The 15,356-nt window shown below is 70.6% G+C and carries 15 protein-coding genes and 1 pseudogene; 11 read left to right on the top strand and 5 right to left on the bottom strand.

Going from position 1 to position 15,356, the window contains the following annotated elements; all coding sequences use genetic code 11:
• Positions 1-90: 90 nt before the first annotated feature.
• The gene (locus ACFXB5_RS46695) at positions 91-678 is read right to left on the bottom strand and encodes an SRPBCC family protein (RefSeq protein ID WP_385220271.1); all 588 of its coding nucleotides are present in this window, start codon (positions 676-678) and stop codon (positions 91-93) included.
• Positions 679-796: 118 nt separating this feature from the next.
• Between ACFXB5_RS46695 and ACFXB5_RS46690 the strand changes: the two genes are divergently transcribed.
• The 4 genes from ACFXB5_RS46690 (at position 797) to ACFXB5_RS46675 (ending at position 4,154) form a co-directional block, all read left to right on the top strand.
• Positions 797-1,456, top strand: coding sequence for a TetR/AcrR family transcriptional regulator (locus ACFXB5_RS46690; RefSeq protein ID WP_385220269.1), 660 nt, complete (start codon positions 797-799; stop codon positions 1,454-1,456).
• Between the two features lie 338 nt (positions 1,457-1,794).
• Positions 1,795-2,838, top strand: coding sequence for a medium chain dehydrogenase/reductase family protein (locus ACFXB5_RS46685; RefSeq protein ID WP_385220266.1), 1,044 nt, complete (start codon positions 1,795-1,797; stop codon positions 2,836-2,838).
• A gap of 234 nt (positions 2,839-3,072) precedes the next feature.
• Positions 3,073-3,684, top strand: a complete 612-nt coding sequence (locus ACFXB5_RS46680) for an ABC transporter permease (RefSeq protein ID WP_385220264.1) — start codon at positions 3,073-3,075, stop codon at positions 3,682-3,684.
• A gap of 56 nt (positions 3,685-3,740) precedes the next feature.
• Positions 3,741-4,154, top strand: a complete 414-nt coding sequence (locus tag ACFXB5_RS46675; protein WP_385220261.1) for a Dabb family protein — start codon at positions 3,741-3,743, stop codon at positions 4,152-4,154.
• 16 nt (positions 4,155-4,170) lie between these two features.
• Here the strand turns inward: ACFXB5_RS46675 and ACFXB5_RS46670 are convergent, their stop codons facing one another.
• Positions 4,171-4,626: an ATP-binding protein gene (locus ACFXB5_RS46670; protein ID WP_385220259.1), complete on the bottom strand. Its 456-nt coding sequence runs from the start codon at positions 4,624-4,626 to the stop codon at positions 4,171-4,173.
• Positions 4,627-4,794: 168 nt separating this feature from the next.
• Between ACFXB5_RS46670 and ACFXB5_RS46665 the strand changes: the two genes are divergently transcribed.
• The 4 genes and pseudogenes from ACFXB5_RS46665 (at position 4,795) to ACFXB5_RS46650 (ending at position 7,628) form a co-directional block, all read left to right on the top strand.
• Positions 4,795-5,709 (top strand): Scr1 family TA system antitoxin-like transcriptional regulator, encoded by a 915-nt coding sequence (locus tag ACFXB5_RS46665; RefSeq protein WP_385220256.1) that lies wholly within the window; start codon positions 4,795-4,797, stop codon positions 5,707-5,709.
• The gene (locus tag ACFXB5_RS46660) at positions 5,666-5,800 is read left to right on the top strand and encodes a DUF397 domain-containing protein (protein WP_385220253.1); all 135 of its coding nucleotides are present in this window, start codon (positions 5,666-5,668) and stop codon (positions 5,798-5,800) included. Before ACFXB5_RS46665 ends, ACFXB5_RS46660 begins: the two co-directional genes overlap by 44 nt.
• A gap of 167 nt (positions 5,801-5,967) precedes the next feature.
• Entirely contained in the window at positions 5,968-6,510 is a 543-nt protein-coding gene (locus ACFXB5_RS46655; protein ID WP_385220250.1) for a DUF4232 domain-containing protein, read from the top strand.
• Positions 6,511-6,757: 247 nt separating this feature from the next.
• Positions 6,758-7,628: pseudogene (locus ACFXB5_RS46650) on the top strand (hypothetical protein).
• A gap of 111 nt (positions 7,629-7,739) precedes the next feature.
• Here the strand turns inward: ACFXB5_RS46650 and ACFXB5_RS46645 are convergent.
• The 3 genes from ACFXB5_RS46645 to ACFXB5_RS46635 all read right to left on the bottom strand — a co-directional run bounded on the left by ACFXB5_RS46645 (position 7,740) and on the right by ACFXB5_RS46635 (position 9,609).
• Complete coding sequence (locus tag ACFXB5_RS46645) at positions 7,740-8,576, bottom strand: enoyl-CoA hydratase/isomerase family protein (protein WP_385220248.1); 837 nt, start codon at positions 8,574-8,576, stop codon at positions 7,740-7,742.
• A gap of 204 nt (positions 8,577-8,780) precedes the next feature.
• A complete protein-coding gene (locus tag ACFXB5_RS46640) occupies positions 8,781-9,098 on the bottom strand; it encodes a winged helix-turn-helix domain-containing protein (RefSeq protein ID WP_385220245.1) in 318 nt (105 codons plus the stop codon).
• Positions 9,085-9,609, bottom strand: coding sequence for a hypothetical protein (locus ACFXB5_RS46635; RefSeq protein WP_385220242.1), 525 nt, complete (start codon positions 9,607-9,609; stop codon positions 9,085-9,087). The genes ACFXB5_RS46640 and ACFXB5_RS46635 overlap by 14 nt, the downstream gene beginning before the upstream one ends.
• A gap of 243 nt (positions 9,610-9,852) precedes the next feature.
• Here ACFXB5_RS46635 and ACFXB5_RS46630 point away from each other — a divergent pair, with 243 nt between their 5' ends.
• The 3 genes from ACFXB5_RS46630 to ACFXB5_RS46620 all read left to right on the top strand — a co-directional run bounded on the left by ACFXB5_RS46630 (position 9,853) and on the right by ACFXB5_RS46620 (position 15,265).
• Complete coding sequence (locus ACFXB5_RS46630) at positions 9,853-12,216, top strand: CDP-glycerol glycerophosphotransferase family protein (RefSeq protein ID WP_385220274.1); 2,364 nt, start codon at positions 9,853-9,855, stop codon at positions 12,214-12,216.
• Between the two features lie 122 nt (positions 12,217-12,338).
• Complete coding sequence (locus ACFXB5_RS46625) at positions 12,339-14,183, top strand: stealth family protein (RefSeq protein WP_385220239.1); 1,845 nt, start codon at positions 12,339-12,341, stop codon at positions 14,181-14,183.
• On the top strand, positions 14,156-15,265 hold the full coding sequence (locus ACFXB5_RS46620) for an FkbM family methyltransferase (protein ID WP_385220237.1): 1,110 nt from the start codon (positions 14,156-14,158) through the stop codon (positions 15,263-15,265). The genes ACFXB5_RS46625 and ACFXB5_RS46620 overlap by 28 nt, the downstream gene beginning before the upstream one ends.
• The last annotated feature ends 91 nt before the right edge of the window (positions 15,266-15,356 follow it).

Below are 15,356 nucleotides of genomic sequence, written 5' to 3'. Positions count from 1 at the left end.
CGCGGGGGGGGGTCTCCGCCCCCCCCCCCGCGCGCGGGGCGCGCGGCGCCCCGCCGCCCGCGCCCCCCCCCCCCCCCGCCCCTTTTGCGGTCAGTGACAGCCGGACCGCGTCTCGGCGGTGTCCTTCAGCCGTTGCATCCAGTCCTTGAGGCCCGCATCGAGGCTGCTCTGGCTGCCGGGGATGTCGGCTTCGACGGGAGGGCCCGCCCAAGACTCCTCCGTGGTGGCGAGCACGCCGCCCTTGACCGGCTTGAAGGTGAACAGGTGGACACCGGTGATGCCGTTCACGGGCGCGCCCCATGCGGTGCACCGCAGCGGCCTGACCGATTTGACCGTCGACTTGACCTTCATGTTCTGCGGTGACCATTCGAAGGACGAACCCGGCCGCAGCGGCCCCGGCGTCGTCTTCCGCGCCGGGGTGATCTCCGGTATCCAGCTCGCCCAGTTGTCGATATCCGTGTGCAGACGCCAGACCGTCGTCAGAGGCGCCTTGATGAGAACGCTGGCCCTGCTGATCACGGGGGCCCGCTTGTCGACGGTCACGCCCTGGCAGTCCTGGTAGGTCCGGGCACTCGGCCGCGCCTCGTCCGCCGCCGCCACTGGCTGCACGGCCAGAGTCACCGTCGTGCCGAGTGCGGCGACACCGATGCCCTTCAGGAGCTTGCGTCGTGCGTTCATCAAGGTCTTCCTCTTCTCGGTCGTCCATGCGCCACACTTTACGACCGTAAGGCTACGGCCGTAAGTCGAGTACGACAAGAGGTTCACCCCAATAAACTTCGGGGTGTAAGGTTACAGAGTGGAGAAGACCAGCGCGGCAGGCCCGGCCGCACCGAAACGGGCGCGTGCGCGCAACCGCCGCGGCGAGGGCGGCCGCCTGCGCGAGGACATCGTCTCCGCCGCCGCGGCGCTGCTCGACGAGACCGGCGACGAACACGCCATCACCCTGCGGTCGGTCGCCCGCAAGGTGGGCATCTCCGCCCCGTCGATCTATCCGCACTTCCCCGACCAGCCGGCCATCATGCTGGCCGTCGTGCAACGGGAATTCGCCGAACTGGAAACCCTCCTGCGCTCCGTCGTACAGGAGGCCGGTGACAACCCACGAGAACAGCTGCATGCCGTCTGCCGGTCCTACCTCGCCTTCGCGAAGAGCCACCCCGAGCGCTACCGCACGATGTTCGGGGGCCTCTGGATGCCGACCCTGGGCGACAACTCCCTGACCGAGGAGGACCTCGTCAGCCTCGGCTCGACGGCCATACAGGTACTCGTCGACGTTCTCACCGACTGCGCCGCCGCGGGCCAGTGCGCCATCAGCGACCCGGGGCTCGACGCGATCACACTGTGGCTCAGCCTGCACGGCCTCGCGCACCAGCGTGCCGTCATCCGCGCCTTCCCCTGGTCGGAGGAGAGCATCGCCGACTCCATCGTCACCAGAATCACCTGCCTCAAAGACGCCTGATCACCACCTCCGGGCAACGCCTGATCACCGCCTCCGGGCAACCCACATACCCGCCAGGGACGACGCACCCGCCGTCGGCGACAGCACCCCGCCCCACCCCGCACGGCGCCCCCGACCCGCACGGCACCCGGGGGCCGAGGGCGCCGAGGGCGCGCAATCTCCTCTTCGAGGGCCTTCACCCTCTTCTCGAAGCCGGTCACCATCGAGGGCCGTACCGGTCTTCTTCGATCCGTAACCTTACAGCGTGAAGTTTACTGCCGCACCCCCTTGCCGCACTCGACTTACATGCGTAGCCTTACGTACGTAAGCACACAGCTGAGGCGTCAAGGAGCCCCCTCATGAGCACATCGGTCGCCATCCGCGCCACCGAGATCGTCCTGCCCGGCAAGGTCGAGCCGAGCGGTCTGGAGGTCCGGACCCGCGACCTTCCCGCTCCGGACACGGGCCAGGTCCTCCTGCGGATGGACGCGACCGGGGTCTCCTTCGCCGAGCAGCAGATGCGCCGCGGCAAGTACTACGACCAGCCGCCGTTCCCCTTCGTGCCCGGGTACGACGTGGTGGGCACCGTCATCTCGACGGGGCCCGGCGTGGACGCCGGGATGACCGGACACCGGTTCGCCGCGGTCACCAAGGTCGGCGCATGGGCCAGTCATCTGCTGATCGACGCCGCGGAGCTGATGCCGGTGCCGGACGGCATGGACGCGGCCACCGCGGAGACCGTGGTCGTCAACGGGATCACCGCCTGGCAGATGCTGCACCGAACGGCCAAGGTGCGCTCCGGCGGAACCGTCGTGGTGCTGGGCGCCAACGGCGGCGTCGGCTCCATCCTCGTGCAGCTGGCCCGGCACGCCGGAATCACGGTGATCGGCACGGCCTCGGCGCGGCACCACACGAGCGTGCGCGAACTGGGCGCCACCCCGGTCGACTACCGCGACCCGGACATGTACGACCAGATCCGGAAGATCGCGCCGGACGGCGTCGACGCGGTCTTCGACCACGTCGGCGGCCCCGGGGTCGTGGAGTCGTGGCGGCTGCTGCGCCGGGGCGGAACCCTGGTCTCGTACGGCACCGCCGCGACGAAGAACGAAGAGGGCAGCTCGCAACTGCCGGTGCTGAAGCTGTTCGGGCAGCTCTCGGCGTGGAACTCGCTGCCCAACGGCAAGAGCGCGCACTTCTACAGTTTCTGGGCGGGCCGGCGCTGCCGGACGGAATTTCGGCGCCGACTGACCGAGGACCTCACCGAGGTGCTGCGCCTGGTGGCCGACGGCGTCCTCACCCCTCAGATCGCCGCCGAGATCCCGCTGTCCGACGCCGCCTCGGCGCTGGCGCTCGCCGAGTCCCGCACCGTCATCGGCAAGGTCGTCCTCGTCCCGGAGGCCTGACCGGCGCGTTCTCATCCCGCACGCCTCTGACCACGGCGGCCGACCCGCTCATGCCGCGCGGCATCTCGCGACCCACCGTCACGCACCACCCACTCAGCCCGGTACCCGGGCAGCTTCCCGGACCGCGTACGCACCCGTGCCGGCTCTCGGCCACCTCTGCCGGTCCGCCCGTCTCGTCAGTTCACCCCGCAGTTCACCCCGCAGTTTTCCCCCCACCACCCCGGAGGTTCCGTCATGCCCTTCGCCACCGCCGCCCCCCAGGTCACCGCCCCCAGCACCGCCTCCGCGACGCACTCACCGGGCGAGGTCGACAACCGCGCGACCTACATCGGCTTCGGACTCGCCTACGTGCTCGGGCACGGCTCCGCCGCACTCTCCAAGGGCACCAGCCCGCTGCTCGATCTGCCTGCCTGGCTGCCCATGGCACTCCTCGGCGCCGGACTCGCGACCGGCACCGTCCAAGCCACCCGCGCCGCCCTGCGCGCCCAGCGCGGCGTCACAGGGCCGGACCTCCTGTCCGGCAAACTGCTCGGCGCCTCCTGGCTCATCGGCTTCGCCGCCCTGTTCCTCGCCATCACCGGCCTGTCGTCCGCCGTCGAGGCGCCCGACCTGCAGTCCGTGCTCTGGCCCACCGGATCCGGCCTCATCGTCGGCTTGATCTACGTCAGCGAAGGCGCCGCACGCCGCAACGTCCTGCACTACGGTCTCGGCGTCTGGCTCGCGCTGACCTCCACCGCCGCGCTCTTCCTCGGCACCCCCGGCCTCTACTGGGTCCTCGCCATCGCCGGTGGCGGCGCCTACGCCATCGCCACCGTCCTCGAACGCCGCCGCCTCGCCCTCCGCTGACCACCACCCCCGCCTTCACCCACGCACCCACGCACCACCACGGCAAGGAGAACCCGATGATCTACCACGGCATCCGCGTGAAGCTCAGGGAAGGCATCACCTCCCAGCAGATCGACGAGGCGCTGGACTGCCTCAAAGACCAGGGCCGGGCCATCCCCGCGGTGAAATCGTTCATCTTCGGCCGCGAATACAACAGCGACTTCGACTGGAGTGCGGTGTTCGCCCTGGAAGATCTGGATGCGTACTGGGAGTACCTCACCCACCCGGTGCACGTGACATCGGAACGGGTCTGCTTCCCTCTGATCGAAAGGTTCGAGAGTTTCGACATCTCCGACACCCCCCACCCAGAACTGGGCGCCAAGATCGCAGAGCTGCAGAAGCGGCACTACGAAGCCGACCCCGGGCTCGCCGAGCTGTTGTCCGGCCTCGACTCCCACACCGGCAGCAGCGCTCTTGCACACGGGAGTTGACCGGGCGCTTTTCGGGTCATGGCGCAGCGCATTCCGCCCACACCGTCTTGCCGACGGGGATACGAGGCGTCGTCCCCCAGCGAGTGGCCAGCAGGTCGACGAGGAGGAGACCACGCCCCGATTCGTCATCGGCCGTCAGCGTCGGCGGAATGACCGGGAGACGGTCCTCGCGAGCGTCCGAGACCTCGATACGGATCGTCCGCGTCGAGGACGCGCAGGCGAGGCGGAGACGGAAGTCCCGCCCGGGTACGTGGCCGTGCCGTACGGCGTTCGAGGCCAGCTCCGCCACCAGCAGGGCCACCGTGCAGGACGCGTCCGACGCGGCCGGATAACCCCACTCCTCCATCCGCCGCACCGCGAGCCGCCGAGCGAGACGCGCTCCGCGCGGTGTAGCGGGGAACTGCTGGGTGAGCTCCCGGAGTTCGGGCTCGGGGTCCGGCGCCGTGGTCGTCTTCAGCACGGTGTTGTCCATTTCCGTCCGATCGATCTTCCGTACGATTCGCAGCGTGTGCGCATCGTGACGTTCCGTGGTTAAGGATCGCGGCGCGGGTCTACGCTCAAAAGGCCATGACGCCTTACCTTTCAGGCCGTAAGGAACGGAAGTGATGTTTTGGCCAGAGAAGTTGATCCTCGCTCGTCGATGGCGGCGCTCTTCGGATCCCGGGTCCGCAGACTCCGCACGGCCGCCGGTCTGACCCAGGCCGAGCTGGGCGAGAGGACACATGTGGTCAGCACCCGGATCACCCAGATCGAGCGCGCGTCCGGGGCGAAACCGACATTCGAGCTGGCGCGGACCCTCGACACCGTCCTCGGGGCGGACAGCCTGCTGGTGGACATGTGGCCGTACGTCTACCGGGAGGCGTTCCCGGACTGGTCGCGGGCATTCATGGCCTACTCGGAGCGGGCGGTGTCCATCAGGCAGTACGCGGCGCATGTGGTGCCCGGTCTGTTGCAGACCGAGGACTACGCACGGGCCGTTCTGCGCGTCGGTTTGTCTCTCACCAGCGAGGAGCAGTTGGAAGACCGTGTGACCGCCAGGCTCAGGCGACAGGAACGGCTCACTTCACCCGACCGCCCCGAAGTGTGGGTCGTCCTGGACGAGGCGGTGTTGCGGCGTCCGATCGGAGGCAGGGCCGTCATGCGGGAACAGTTGGCCAGGCTCCTGGACGCCGCCATGGAACCCCACATCACCGTGCAGGTACTGCCCTTCGACCAGGCGGAGCACGACGTGATGGGCGGGTCCCTGACCGTGCTGACGTCGCCTGACGAGACAGAGGTGGCCTACACGGAAGGCGCCCACTACGGCCAACTCATCGAAGAACCAAGGGACGTCAAGCGCTTCGCGCTGTCCTACGATCGGCTGCGGGCAGTATCCCTGCCCCCACTCATGTCGCTCGACATGATCCGATCCGTGATGGAGGGCAACCACCGTGGAGCGAGTGTCCCGTCCCGATCTGAACGACGCCGCGTGGCGCAAGAGCAGCTACAGCAATCAGGAGGGTGGCGACTGCGTGGAGGTGGCCGACGGCATACCCGGCGTCGTCCCCGTCCGTGACAGCAAGCGGCCCGATGGCCCCGCGCTGGTCTTCCCGGCGGCCTCCTGGACCGACTTCCTTGCCGAACTGACGACCGGCCGCAGCCTCTGATGCCCACACCGAATAAGTCCTCGTAATACGGCCACACTTGGGAGCCTGGATGTCCGAAATAGGCTCTCCGGCGCACGGAACCTCCCCCGGGCACCGCACATCTTCCGGTGCGCAGGCGCCGACTGACTTCGCGCGCCGATTCGTATGCGAGGGGAATCCCGAACTTCATGAAGAACAAGCTGACCGCCGTGGCCCTTGCGGGCCTCGTCGTCGCGAGCGCTGCCGCTACGGCCATCCCGGCCTCGGCCGCCACCGCCAAGGCCGCGCCGACCCGCTGCCACACCGCCGACCTGAAGGCCGGCTTCGCCATGGGGGAGGACGCGAGACCGGAGATGGATCAGACCGAGAGGCAAACCCAGGCGTACATCTGGTTCACCAACAAGAGCAACCGCACCTGTACCCTGTCCGGTTTCGCCGGTGTCGACATGATCGGCGCTCAGGGGACTGACGGCACCTGGTCGCTGGCACGCTCCTCCAAGACGCCCGAAAAGATGGTCCTGGGGCCGGGAGATACGACCGACTTCAGCATCACCCTGCTCCCGGTGGCCGAGTCCACGCCGCGGAAGGAGAAGTTCGTTCCGGCGAAGTTCCTGGTCACCCCGCCGAACGAGACGGCGCACTTCACCCTGAAGTGGCCGTTCGGCGGCCAGATCCTCAAGCAGGACGGCGCCACCCACCCGGCCACCTACCTCAACCCGGTCGGGCTGTAACCAAGCCGGCCCGCCGGACTCTCGTACACGGGGATCCGGCGGGCCACGAACTCCCCCAAAGAACCGGGATAAAGAACTCCCGCCCACCCACCCTTCCTGCTGCTCACCCGTACGAGTGACCAGCTTGCGGGCGAAGCACGCCAGTCGTTACGTTCACGGCAACACAACCGCAAACAGACGACGGCCCCCGGCCGGGACTGGCATCCCGAACGAGGGCCTGACCGATCAGGAAGAAATGAGCTTCCCGATGGCTGGCCCGCAGTCTAACGCGCCCACGCGCGCCGAAGCCGGAGCTCCGACCTCCGGCGTGATCCACGTCCGTACCCGCCTCACCGCCGACTTCACGGTGATCGCCAACGCCCTCGTCGCAACGACGCGGAAGCGCGGTCACGATCGGCGTCGCGGCGTACATCTCCTCGCTCCCCGACGGCACCCCCGTCAGCATCGCCGCACTGTGCGAGCACTTCACCGAGGGCGAGATCCTGATCTCGCGGGCGTTACGGGAGTTGGAGTCCGCCGGCTACCTGCAGCGGCGACGCGAACGCGGCTCCGGGGGCGTCATCCGCACCCGCACCTACTTCTACGACGTCCCAAGGGGCGGTGCCGCACCCACCCCACCACGCCCCCGAAGGCCCCGTCCGAAGGTGCCTCGGGAGACACCCGCCGCGCATACACCACCGCACACACCCGAACCGGAAGCCGCTGCCGACACCAGCTCCACGCCTCCCCCACTGGCCAAGGCCGACGAGCAGGCCGTCACCATCCTGACCTCGCTACGCATCGTCGACCCCCGGCTCATCCTGTCCCGCCGGGACGTGGCCGAACTCGCACCCGCCGTCAGCGAATGGCTCGCCGCCGGGGTGGGACCCGCGCAGATCACCCGTGCGCTCACCACGCGCCTCCCCGACCGCCTCCTGACCCGCCCCGCCCGCATCCTCGCCTTCCGCCTCAGCGAGCCCCCACTTCCCGTACCCACCCCGGCTGTCCCACCCAGCACACCGCCCGTCCTCCCCTGGCGGACCTGCGACGGCTGCGACCGCGCCTTCCGCTCCACGAACGACACCCGCTGCCGCGACTGCCGAGCCGCCTCCGGCGAGGACCTGCGGGCGGCCTGCTGAGAGAACGTCAAGGCGATGCCTAACCGGCCGGGCGCGCCTCCACCATGCCGCCCGGTGACGTCGGCGCGAAACGGATCCCGCCCGGAGCCTTCCCGGGCCGTGACTTTCGCTCTACAGGTCGGCAGCGACGCTTCGCATGACCGATTCCAGATCATGCTCGCCCGCCGGGGTCTGCACACCGTGCTTCAGAGCCCCTGCCATGAGTCGTGCCGGCAGATCCCCGCTCACCAGCTCGGCCCATGCGTCGTTTTCCGCTCGCAGGCCGTCGGTCAGGTCCGCCGGAGCGACCAGCCGCTTGGCTGCGGCGATGAGCTCCGGGGACAGCGCGGCAATCTTCTCCGCGACCCCGTCAACGAACGCGTCCAGCTCGGCTGCGGGCACCGAGCGGTTGATCCACCCGTAGGCGGCTGCGGTGTCCGCATCCACCAGGTCGCCGGTGAGCAGCAGTTCCAGCGCCCGGTTGCGTCCGACCCGCTCGCGCAGGTACTGCGTGCCTCCGCCGCCCGGCACGATGCCCATCAGTACCTCGCTCTGTCCGATGCCCGCGGTCTCTCGCGCGGCGAAGGTCATGTCGGCCGCCGCGATGAACTCCGCGCCTCCGGCTCGTGCCTTGCCCGCCAGTTTGATGATCGTCACCTGTGGCTGGTGTCGCAGCAGCTCGCCGACCCCCTGGAAGAGGTTGGCGTCCGGGTTGCGGTCCGCGATCTCCTGCAGCTCGTCCATCTCGTTGAGGATGTGGAAGTCGACGTGTGCGAGGAAGAGCTCGGGGTTGGCGCTGGAGAACACGATGACGCGGACCGAGCGGTCGTCCCGCAGCGTCCCGAGAGCGTCGTGCAGTTCGCGAATCAGGGTTCCGCTGAGCACGTTGACAGGGGGATTGTCCAAGGTGATCCGCGCGACTCCGGCATCAATCGCGACGCGGAGTGTCGAGTACTGGTCCAGGTTCATGAGTGTTCCAAGGTTTGCGGTGAGCTAGTAGGTTTGCGATGCATACGAACTGGTCGGCTAGAACATGCCGACCGTCACGCCAGTGACGGCCGGCGCGGCAGGTTCGTGGCCAGCAGCCGGGCGCGCGGGTCGCCCCACCGGTTCGAGGGGGCGGCGAACGCGTCGCGCCCTCACTACTCACACCCGTAGGAGCTGGGCAGACTTTCAGGTGTCTCGCCGCTCCGCGGCCCGCTGTGACTCCTCGACGACGCGGCGCAGCGCCGCCACGTGTCTTTCGAGTGCGGCCCGTCCGGCCGTGGTGAGGGCGAGCCACGTTCGGGGGCGTTTGCCCACGTAGCCCTTCTTCACCTCGATGTAGCCCCGGGACTCGAGCGTGCTGACCTGCTTGGAGAGCGCGGAGGGCGACATTCCCACCGACTCGCGGACCCATCCGAACTCGGCCCACTCCACACTCACCAGCAGCGACACGATCGACAGCCGCGTCGGGTCGAGCAGGACGGTGTCGAAGTCAGCGGGATCCATAGGTGCCGCCGTTCGGGCTGCCCTTGCCGTCGCCTCGGAAGGCCAGGGAGTTCATGACTCGCTGCAGGTTGCGGCCGAAGAGGATGAGAGTGGCGCCGATCACCGCGCCCACCACCGTCCTTGTGTACGGGAACGGCTCGTGCGGCAGCAAGCGTGTGCCGAGGAAGCAGATCACCGCCACGGCGATCATCACCAGTTGGGCCAGCCGTATGAAGCGCGGGGAGATTTCGTCCCTGCGCACGCGGGTGGGCCGGCCCAGGAGGGCGCCACCCCGGGGGTTCCGCAGCATCATCACGTACACCAAGGAGAGTGCGGCGATCGCCAAGCCGATCCAGGAGCGCACGTCGTCGCTGACGAAGTCGGGTGCCGCCAGTTGGGCGAAGATCGCGACGCCGAACACGACGCTGACCCAGCGGGATTCCTGCTCCGATGCGCGGGCTTGGCCGCGGCGCCGCTCGACGTCGCGCAGCGCACGGGCGGCCTCGGCGGGCGGGGTCACACGCTCGGACATGGGGTACCTCCAGGTGGTGCTTGACCGTGCTTCAGCAGAACTAGTTTCCACTCAGGAAACTAGTTCCCCTTGAGGGCATAGTCAACCGACAGGACAGTCATGTCCTGAACGCCATGAGCGGCCGGGTGTTGGGCCGAACGGGGGGCTTTCGGGGGTGCCTCGCCATGGCGTCGTCCTATTCGGTGGGCGTTCAGATGATGGTGTGAGGAACCATCCGTGCCGCTTCGACCGATGGGATCCGCCGTGCCCCGGTTCAGCGTCATCGTGCCCGCATACGAGGTCCAGCCGTATCTGAGTGACTGTCTGCGGTCCGTGCTGGAACAGGACTTCACGGACCTGGAGCTGATCGCGGTCGATGACCACTCGCCGGACGCCTGTGGCGCGATCATCGATGAGGCCGCCCAGCGGGATCCGCGGGTGCGGGCCGTGCATCTGGTGGAGAACGCGGGGCTCGGGCGGGCGCGGAACGCCGGGATTCGGCGGGCCACCGGGGACTATCTGCTCTTTCTCGACGGGGATGACACCCTCGCCCCCGGCTCGCTGCGCGCCATCGCCGACCGGCTGGCGCGGACCGGCGAGCCGCAGGTGCTGGTCTTCGACTACGCGCGGGTGGACTGGACGGGGGACGTCGTACGGAACGTCCGGGCCGAGTTGCTCCGGGAGGGGGATCCCGGGAGCGTCCGGCAGGTGTTCCGGCTCGATCAGCGGCCGGAGCTGTTGCGGCTGCTGATGGTCGCCTGGAACAAGGCGTACCGCCGGGACTTCGTCCGCGCGGAGGGCTTCGCCTTTCCGCCCGGGTTCTACGAGGACACGCCCTGGACCTTTCCCGTACTGCTCAGCGCGGATTCCATCGCCGTCCTGGACCGGGTGTGCGTCCACTACCGGCAGCGGCGGCGCGGCGGGATCCTGCGCACGACCAGCCGGCGCCACCTCGATGTGTTCGAGCAGTACGACCGGGTGTTCCGGTTTCTCGACGCCCGGCCCGAACTGGCCCACTGGCGCCCGGCGCTGTTCCGGCGGATGGTCGACCACCTCGGCGTGATCGCCGCCGCGCCGGACCGGCTGCCGGTGCGGGCGCGGGCCGAGTTCTTCCGCCGGGCGGGCGCGCACCACCGCCGCTACCGGCCGCATGGCGCGGCCACCCCGCCGGGGCGCGCCCGGTGGCGGTGTCTGCTGCTGCGGCTGGGTGCCCGGTGGGCGTTCGAGTTGCTGCGGGGTGGCGACCAGGTGCGGCGGAGTGTCGACAAGCGCGCCCGCGCGGCCTACGGGCAGACGCGCGCCGCCGCGTTGTGGCTGCACTACCGGGTCCAGCTGCGCCTCCCCGTCGATCCCCGGCTCGCCGTCTTCGCCGCGTACTGGCACAAGGGCTACGCCTGCCACCCGGCCGCCATCGAGGCGAAGGTGCGCGAGCTGGTGCCGGGGGTGCGCACCGCCTGGATCACCACCCCCGAGTACGCCCACACCCTGCCGCCCGGGGTGCGCCGGCTGCACCCCGGCTCGGCCGCGTACTGGACGGCGCTGGCCCGCGCCCGCTTCCTCGTCAACAACGTCAACTTCACGCCGGGACTGCGGAAGCGGCCCGGACAGATCCATCTCCAGACCCACCACGGCACCCCGCTCAAGCACATGGGCCTGGATCTGCGGGACCGCCCGGCCGCCGCCCGCGGCATGGACTTCGGCAAGCTGCTGGAGCGGGTGGACCGCTGGGACTACAGCCTCTCCGCCAACCGCCACACCACCCTGGTCTGGGAGCGGGTCTACCCCTCCGGCTACACCACGCTCCCCTACGGCTCGCCGCGCGACGACGTCTTCCAGCACGCCCCCGAGGACGACGTGGCCCGGCTGCGCGCCCGGCTCGGCATCCCCGCGGGCACCGTCGCCGTGCTGTACGCGCCGACCCACCGCGACTACCAGCGCCGCCCCGTGCCGCGGCTGGACCTGGAGCGGGTGGCCCGCGCGCTGGGGCCCGGGTTCACGCTGCTGGTCAGGCCGCACTACTTCCACGCTCCGGACGGGGCCATGGGGAGTGCCGGCGGCCGGGTGCTCGACGTCTCGGGGCACGGCCGGGTGGAGGAGCTGTGCCTGGCGGCGGACGCGCTGCTGACGGACTACTCGTCCATCATGTTCGACTACGCCAACCTCGACCGCCCCATCGTCATCCACGCCGACGACTGGGACGCCTACCGCGCCGCCCGCGGCACCTACTTCGACATCACCGCCGCCCCGCCCGGCCCGGTCTCCCGCACCGAGGACGAGCTGATCGCGCTCTTCGCCACGGGCGCCTGGCGCGGTCCGCGCTCGGCCGCGCTGCGCGCCGCGTTCCGGGCCCGCTTCTGTCCGTACGACGACGGGCGGGCGGCCGAACGCGTGGTGCGCCGGGTGTTCCTCGGCGAGCCCCACGAACTGCTGCCGCCCGTCGTCCCGCTCGCCGAGCGCCGTCCCGCCCCCGCCGCCGTCCGCGCCGTTCCGCACGGTCCTGACCGGCCCGTCGAGGCAGCGGCCCGGACGGCGCCACGGGCCGGGGTCGTGTGCACCCCACCAGCCGCATCACCGGCCGCCGCCCCCGCACCCGCCGCCGCACTCCCCCACCGGAGCCGCCCCCACTAGCCCCCACTAGCCCCCACTAGCCGCCACTAGCCGCCACCAGCCGCCACCAGCGCCCGCGCCCCGCCCCGTCCCGACGCCCGGCGCGCCCCGTCCCGTCCCGACGCCCCGACCCAGGACGCACGATGCCCCTCACCGCACCGCCCGCCGCCCCCCGCCCCTGGCTCGCCGACCCGCCACCGCTGGTGCGCGGATACCGGCGTACGGTCCCGCTGCCGCTGCGCCGCGCGGTCGTCGCCATGACCGGTCCCGGGCTGCGCCGGGCGGCCATGCGGGGCCTCGGCGGGCTGTCGGCCGCCTCCGGCACGCTGCGGCTGCGCCGGGCGCGGCGGCGGATGCGGCGGGCCGGGCTACTGGCCGGGTCCGGTCGAACGATGATCGCCGACGGACGGGGCGGCGCCCTCGTGGCGACCCTGGTCCCCTCCCCCACCCCGCTGTTCGCGCGCGCCGAGAATCTGCGGCTGGTGTGCGAGGCGCTGGACCGGGCGCGGATCGACCACTTCGTGGTCCGCTGCTACGGCAACGTCGGCTCGGCCGTGGGCGTCCGGGCCGATCAGCGGGCCGAGGTGGTCAAGGCGCTGGCCGCGCTGTGCGCCGAGGAAGCCGGGTATGTCTCACCGCCCCCGCGGCGCGGCCACCCGGCGCCCCCGCCCCGGCTCGGCGGTACGCGACGGGCCTGGCGGCGGCTGGCCGCCGCCCCCGTGGTCCGCTTCACCCGCTTCCACGCCGGGCCGGGCGGACGGCTGGTCCTCGGCCCGGCGCACGGCTGCGACATCGAGTTCTGGGAGCCGGGCGGGCAGGGCGAGGAGCGGGTGCTGATCGCGCCGCGCTTCAACCGCGCCACCGCGTCCGTACCGCTTGTGGGCGAGCCGGTGCGCGCCCCCGACCAGCTGTTCACCCGGCTCGCCCCGCCCATCGGCTGGCAGCCGGGGCCGCTGGTGCGCACCCGCCCGGAGTTCCTGACCCGGCTGCCGGACGAGGTCCGCTTCCCCATCGACGTCGTCTACACCTGGGTGGACGGCTCGGATCCGCAGTGGCAGCGGCGGCGGGCGGCCCTCGCGGGCGACGGCTATCACGCCCAGGCCGCCAACGCCGCCCGCTACGCCAACCGCGACGAACTGCGCTATTCGCTGCGCTCGCTGTACCTGTACGCCCCCTGGGTGCGCCACATCTACCTGGTGACCGACCGTCAGGTGCCCGCCTGGCTGGCCGCCTCGCACCCGGGGATCACCGTCGTGGACCACCACGACATCTTCGACGACCCCGATGTGCTGCCCACCTTCAACTCCCACGCCATCGAGACCCGGCTGCACCACATCGACGGACTCGCCGAGCACTTCCTCTACTTCAACGACGACGTCTTCCTCGGCTCGCCGGTCACCCCGCAGGACTTCTTCCTGGCCAACGGCGTCTCCAAGTTCTTCCCCTCCCGCGCGCTGATCCCGCTGACCCCCGTGGGCCCCGGCGACGTGCCCGTATCCGCGGCGGGCAAGAACAACCGGGCGCTGCTGGAGGAGCGGTTCGGCCCGGCCATCACCCAGAAGATGAAGCACACCCCGCACGCCCTGCGCACCAGCGTGCTCGCCGAGATCGAGAAGGAGTTCCCCGACCCGGTCCGCGCGACCATGGCCAGCCGGGTGCGCTCGACGTCGGACATCTCCGTACCGTCCTCGCTCCACCACTACTACGCGTTCCTGACCGGACGCGCGGTCCCCGCCCATCTGCGCTACGACTACTTCGACCTGGCCCAGCCCACCATCCGCACCCGGCTGGCCAGACTGCTGCGGGCCCGCCACTGCCAGGCGTTCTGCCTCAACGACACGGTCTCCTCCGAGCACGACCTCGAGGACCAGCTGGCGCTGGTCCGCCCCTTCCTCGACGCCTACTTTCCCCTCCCCAGCCCGCTGGAGCGGGCCGTCACCCGACAGGAGACGCGGCAGCCATGCCCCTCGCCATCACCCTCCCCCTGAACCCGGACGTCCTCGAGGCGGGCGGGCCGTATCCGCGGGCGCTCAATGTGCTCAGCCGCAAACAGACCGCCGTACAGCGGCAGTTGCGGCGCGCCGGGCTCGCGGGCTACGAGCCGACCACCCAGGCCACCTTGCTGGCCCTGGCCCAGCAGGCGCCCGCGGGCAGCGCGGTGTACGACATCGGCGCGCACATCGGGCTGTACACCGCGCTGATCAGCGCGGTGTACGGGGACGGCGGGCGAGGGCCGCGGGCCATCGCGTTCGAGCCGACCCCGGAGACGGCCGCGCTGTGCCGCCGGATCCGGGAGTGCAACCGGCTCGGCTTCGAGGTGCAGCAGACCGCGCTGGCCGATGAACCGGGCACCGCCGAGCTGTACTTCTCCCTCAAATCGGAATCCTCCAACTCACTGAACCCGGCCCACCGCCGGTACACCGAGTCGGTCACGGTGCCGGTCACGACGGTCGACGCGTTCACCGGGGAACGCGGTCTCGCCCCGCATCTGATCAAGATCGACGTGGAGACGTTCGAGGCGGCGGTGTTGCGCGGGTCGTACGACACGATCCGGCGCCACCGGCCGTGGATCGTCTGCGAACTCCTCCCCGGCGCGGACCACAAGGCGCTGCGCACCGCCCTGGCGCCACTGACCGCCATGGACTACGGCCTCCACCCGATCACCCCGGAGGCGCCCTGGCACCGCTACGACGAGACCACGTACCGGTCCGCGGTGAGCGGCCAGTGCCGCGACTGGCTGCTGGCGCCGCGGCCGCTGACGCCCGCCTTTCACCGGGTGGTGCGGCGGTGGCTGATCGCGATTCTGGCGTGCGACGAGACGACGAACATCATCACGACGGACAAGGCGTCCTTCCCCTACGGCTGGAACGCGCCGTACCGGTCGCCGCGGGGTGCGGCGCGGGTGCCCCGTACGGGGGCGCGCGGTGCGGGGGCGCGCGGTGCGGGGCGGGTGCCTCTTACGGGTCTGCTGCGGCTGGCGGGGGCCGCGGCTCTGGCGCGCCGCGCCGTCGTTCCGGCTCGGCGGGCGCCCGGGGCGCAGGCTACGGGGAGTGGGGCGTTGCGGGGGTGAGTGGTGGGGGTGGGGTGGTTTCTGTGTCTTATACACAAAACACAGACCACCCTACCGGATTGACTCTCGGGGTTGGGAGGGGGGGTGGGTG

The sequence above is a fragment of the Streptomyces sp. NPDC059455 genome (assembly GCF_042750115.1).
GTDB classification, from domain to species: Bacteria; Actinomycetota; Actinomycetes; order Streptomycetales; family Streptomycetaceae; genus Streptomyces; species Streptomyces endocoffeicus.
The sequence above is the reverse complement of the archived record's forward strand: the minus strand, read 5'-3'. Positions and strand labels throughout refer to the sequence as shown.

Bases quoted from the DNA above. Each gene is read 5' to 3' on its own strand.
- ACFXB5_RS46695 (WP_385220271.1), bottom strand. From the start codon at position 678: ATGAACGCACGACGCAAGCTCCTGAAGGGCATCGGTGTCGCCGCACTC.
- ACFXB5_RS46685 (WP_385220266.1), top strand. From the start codon at position 1,795: ATGAGCACATCGGTCGCCATCCGCGCCACCGAGATCGTCCTGCCCGGC.
- ACFXB5_RS46680 (WP_385220264.1), top strand. From the start codon at position 3,073: ATGCCCTTCGCCACCGCCGCCCCCCAGGTCACCGCCCCCAGCACCGCC.
- ACFXB5_RS46675 (WP_385220261.1), top strand. From the start codon at position 3,741: ATGATCTACCACGGCATCCGCGTGAAGCTCAGGGAAGGCATCACCTCC.
- ACFXB5_RS46670 (WP_385220259.1), bottom strand. From the start codon at position 4,626: ATGGACAACACCGTGCTGAAGACGACCACGGCGCCGGACCCCGAGCCC.
- ACFXB5_RS46665 (WP_385220256.1), top strand. From the start codon at position 4,795: ATGGCGGCGCTCTTCGGATCCCGGGTCCGCAGACTCCGCACGGCCGCC.
- ACFXB5_RS46655 (WP_385220250.1), top strand. From the start codon at position 5,968: ATGAAGAACAAGCTGACCGCCGTGGCCCTTGCGGGCCTCGTCGTCGCG.
- ACFXB5_RS46645 (WP_385220248.1), bottom strand. From the start codon at position 8,576: ATGAACCTGGACCAGTACTCGACACTCCGCGTCGCGATTGATGCCGGA.
- ACFXB5_RS46640 (WP_385220245.1), bottom strand. From the start codon at position 9,098: ATGGATCCCGCTGACTTCGACACCGTCCTGCTCGACCCGACGCGGCTG.
- ACFXB5_RS46635 (WP_385220242.1), bottom strand. From the start codon at position 9,609: ATGTCCGAGCGTGTGACCCCGCCCGCCGAGGCCGCCCGTGCGCTGCGC.
- ACFXB5_RS46625 (WP_385220239.1), top strand. From the start codon at position 12,339: ATGCCCCTCACCGCACCGCCCGCCGCCCCCCGCCCCTGGCTCGCCGAC.
- ACFXB5_RS46620 (WP_385220237.1), top strand. From the start codon at position 14,156: ATGCCCCTCGCCATCACCCTCCCCCTGAACCCGGACGTCCTCGAGGCG.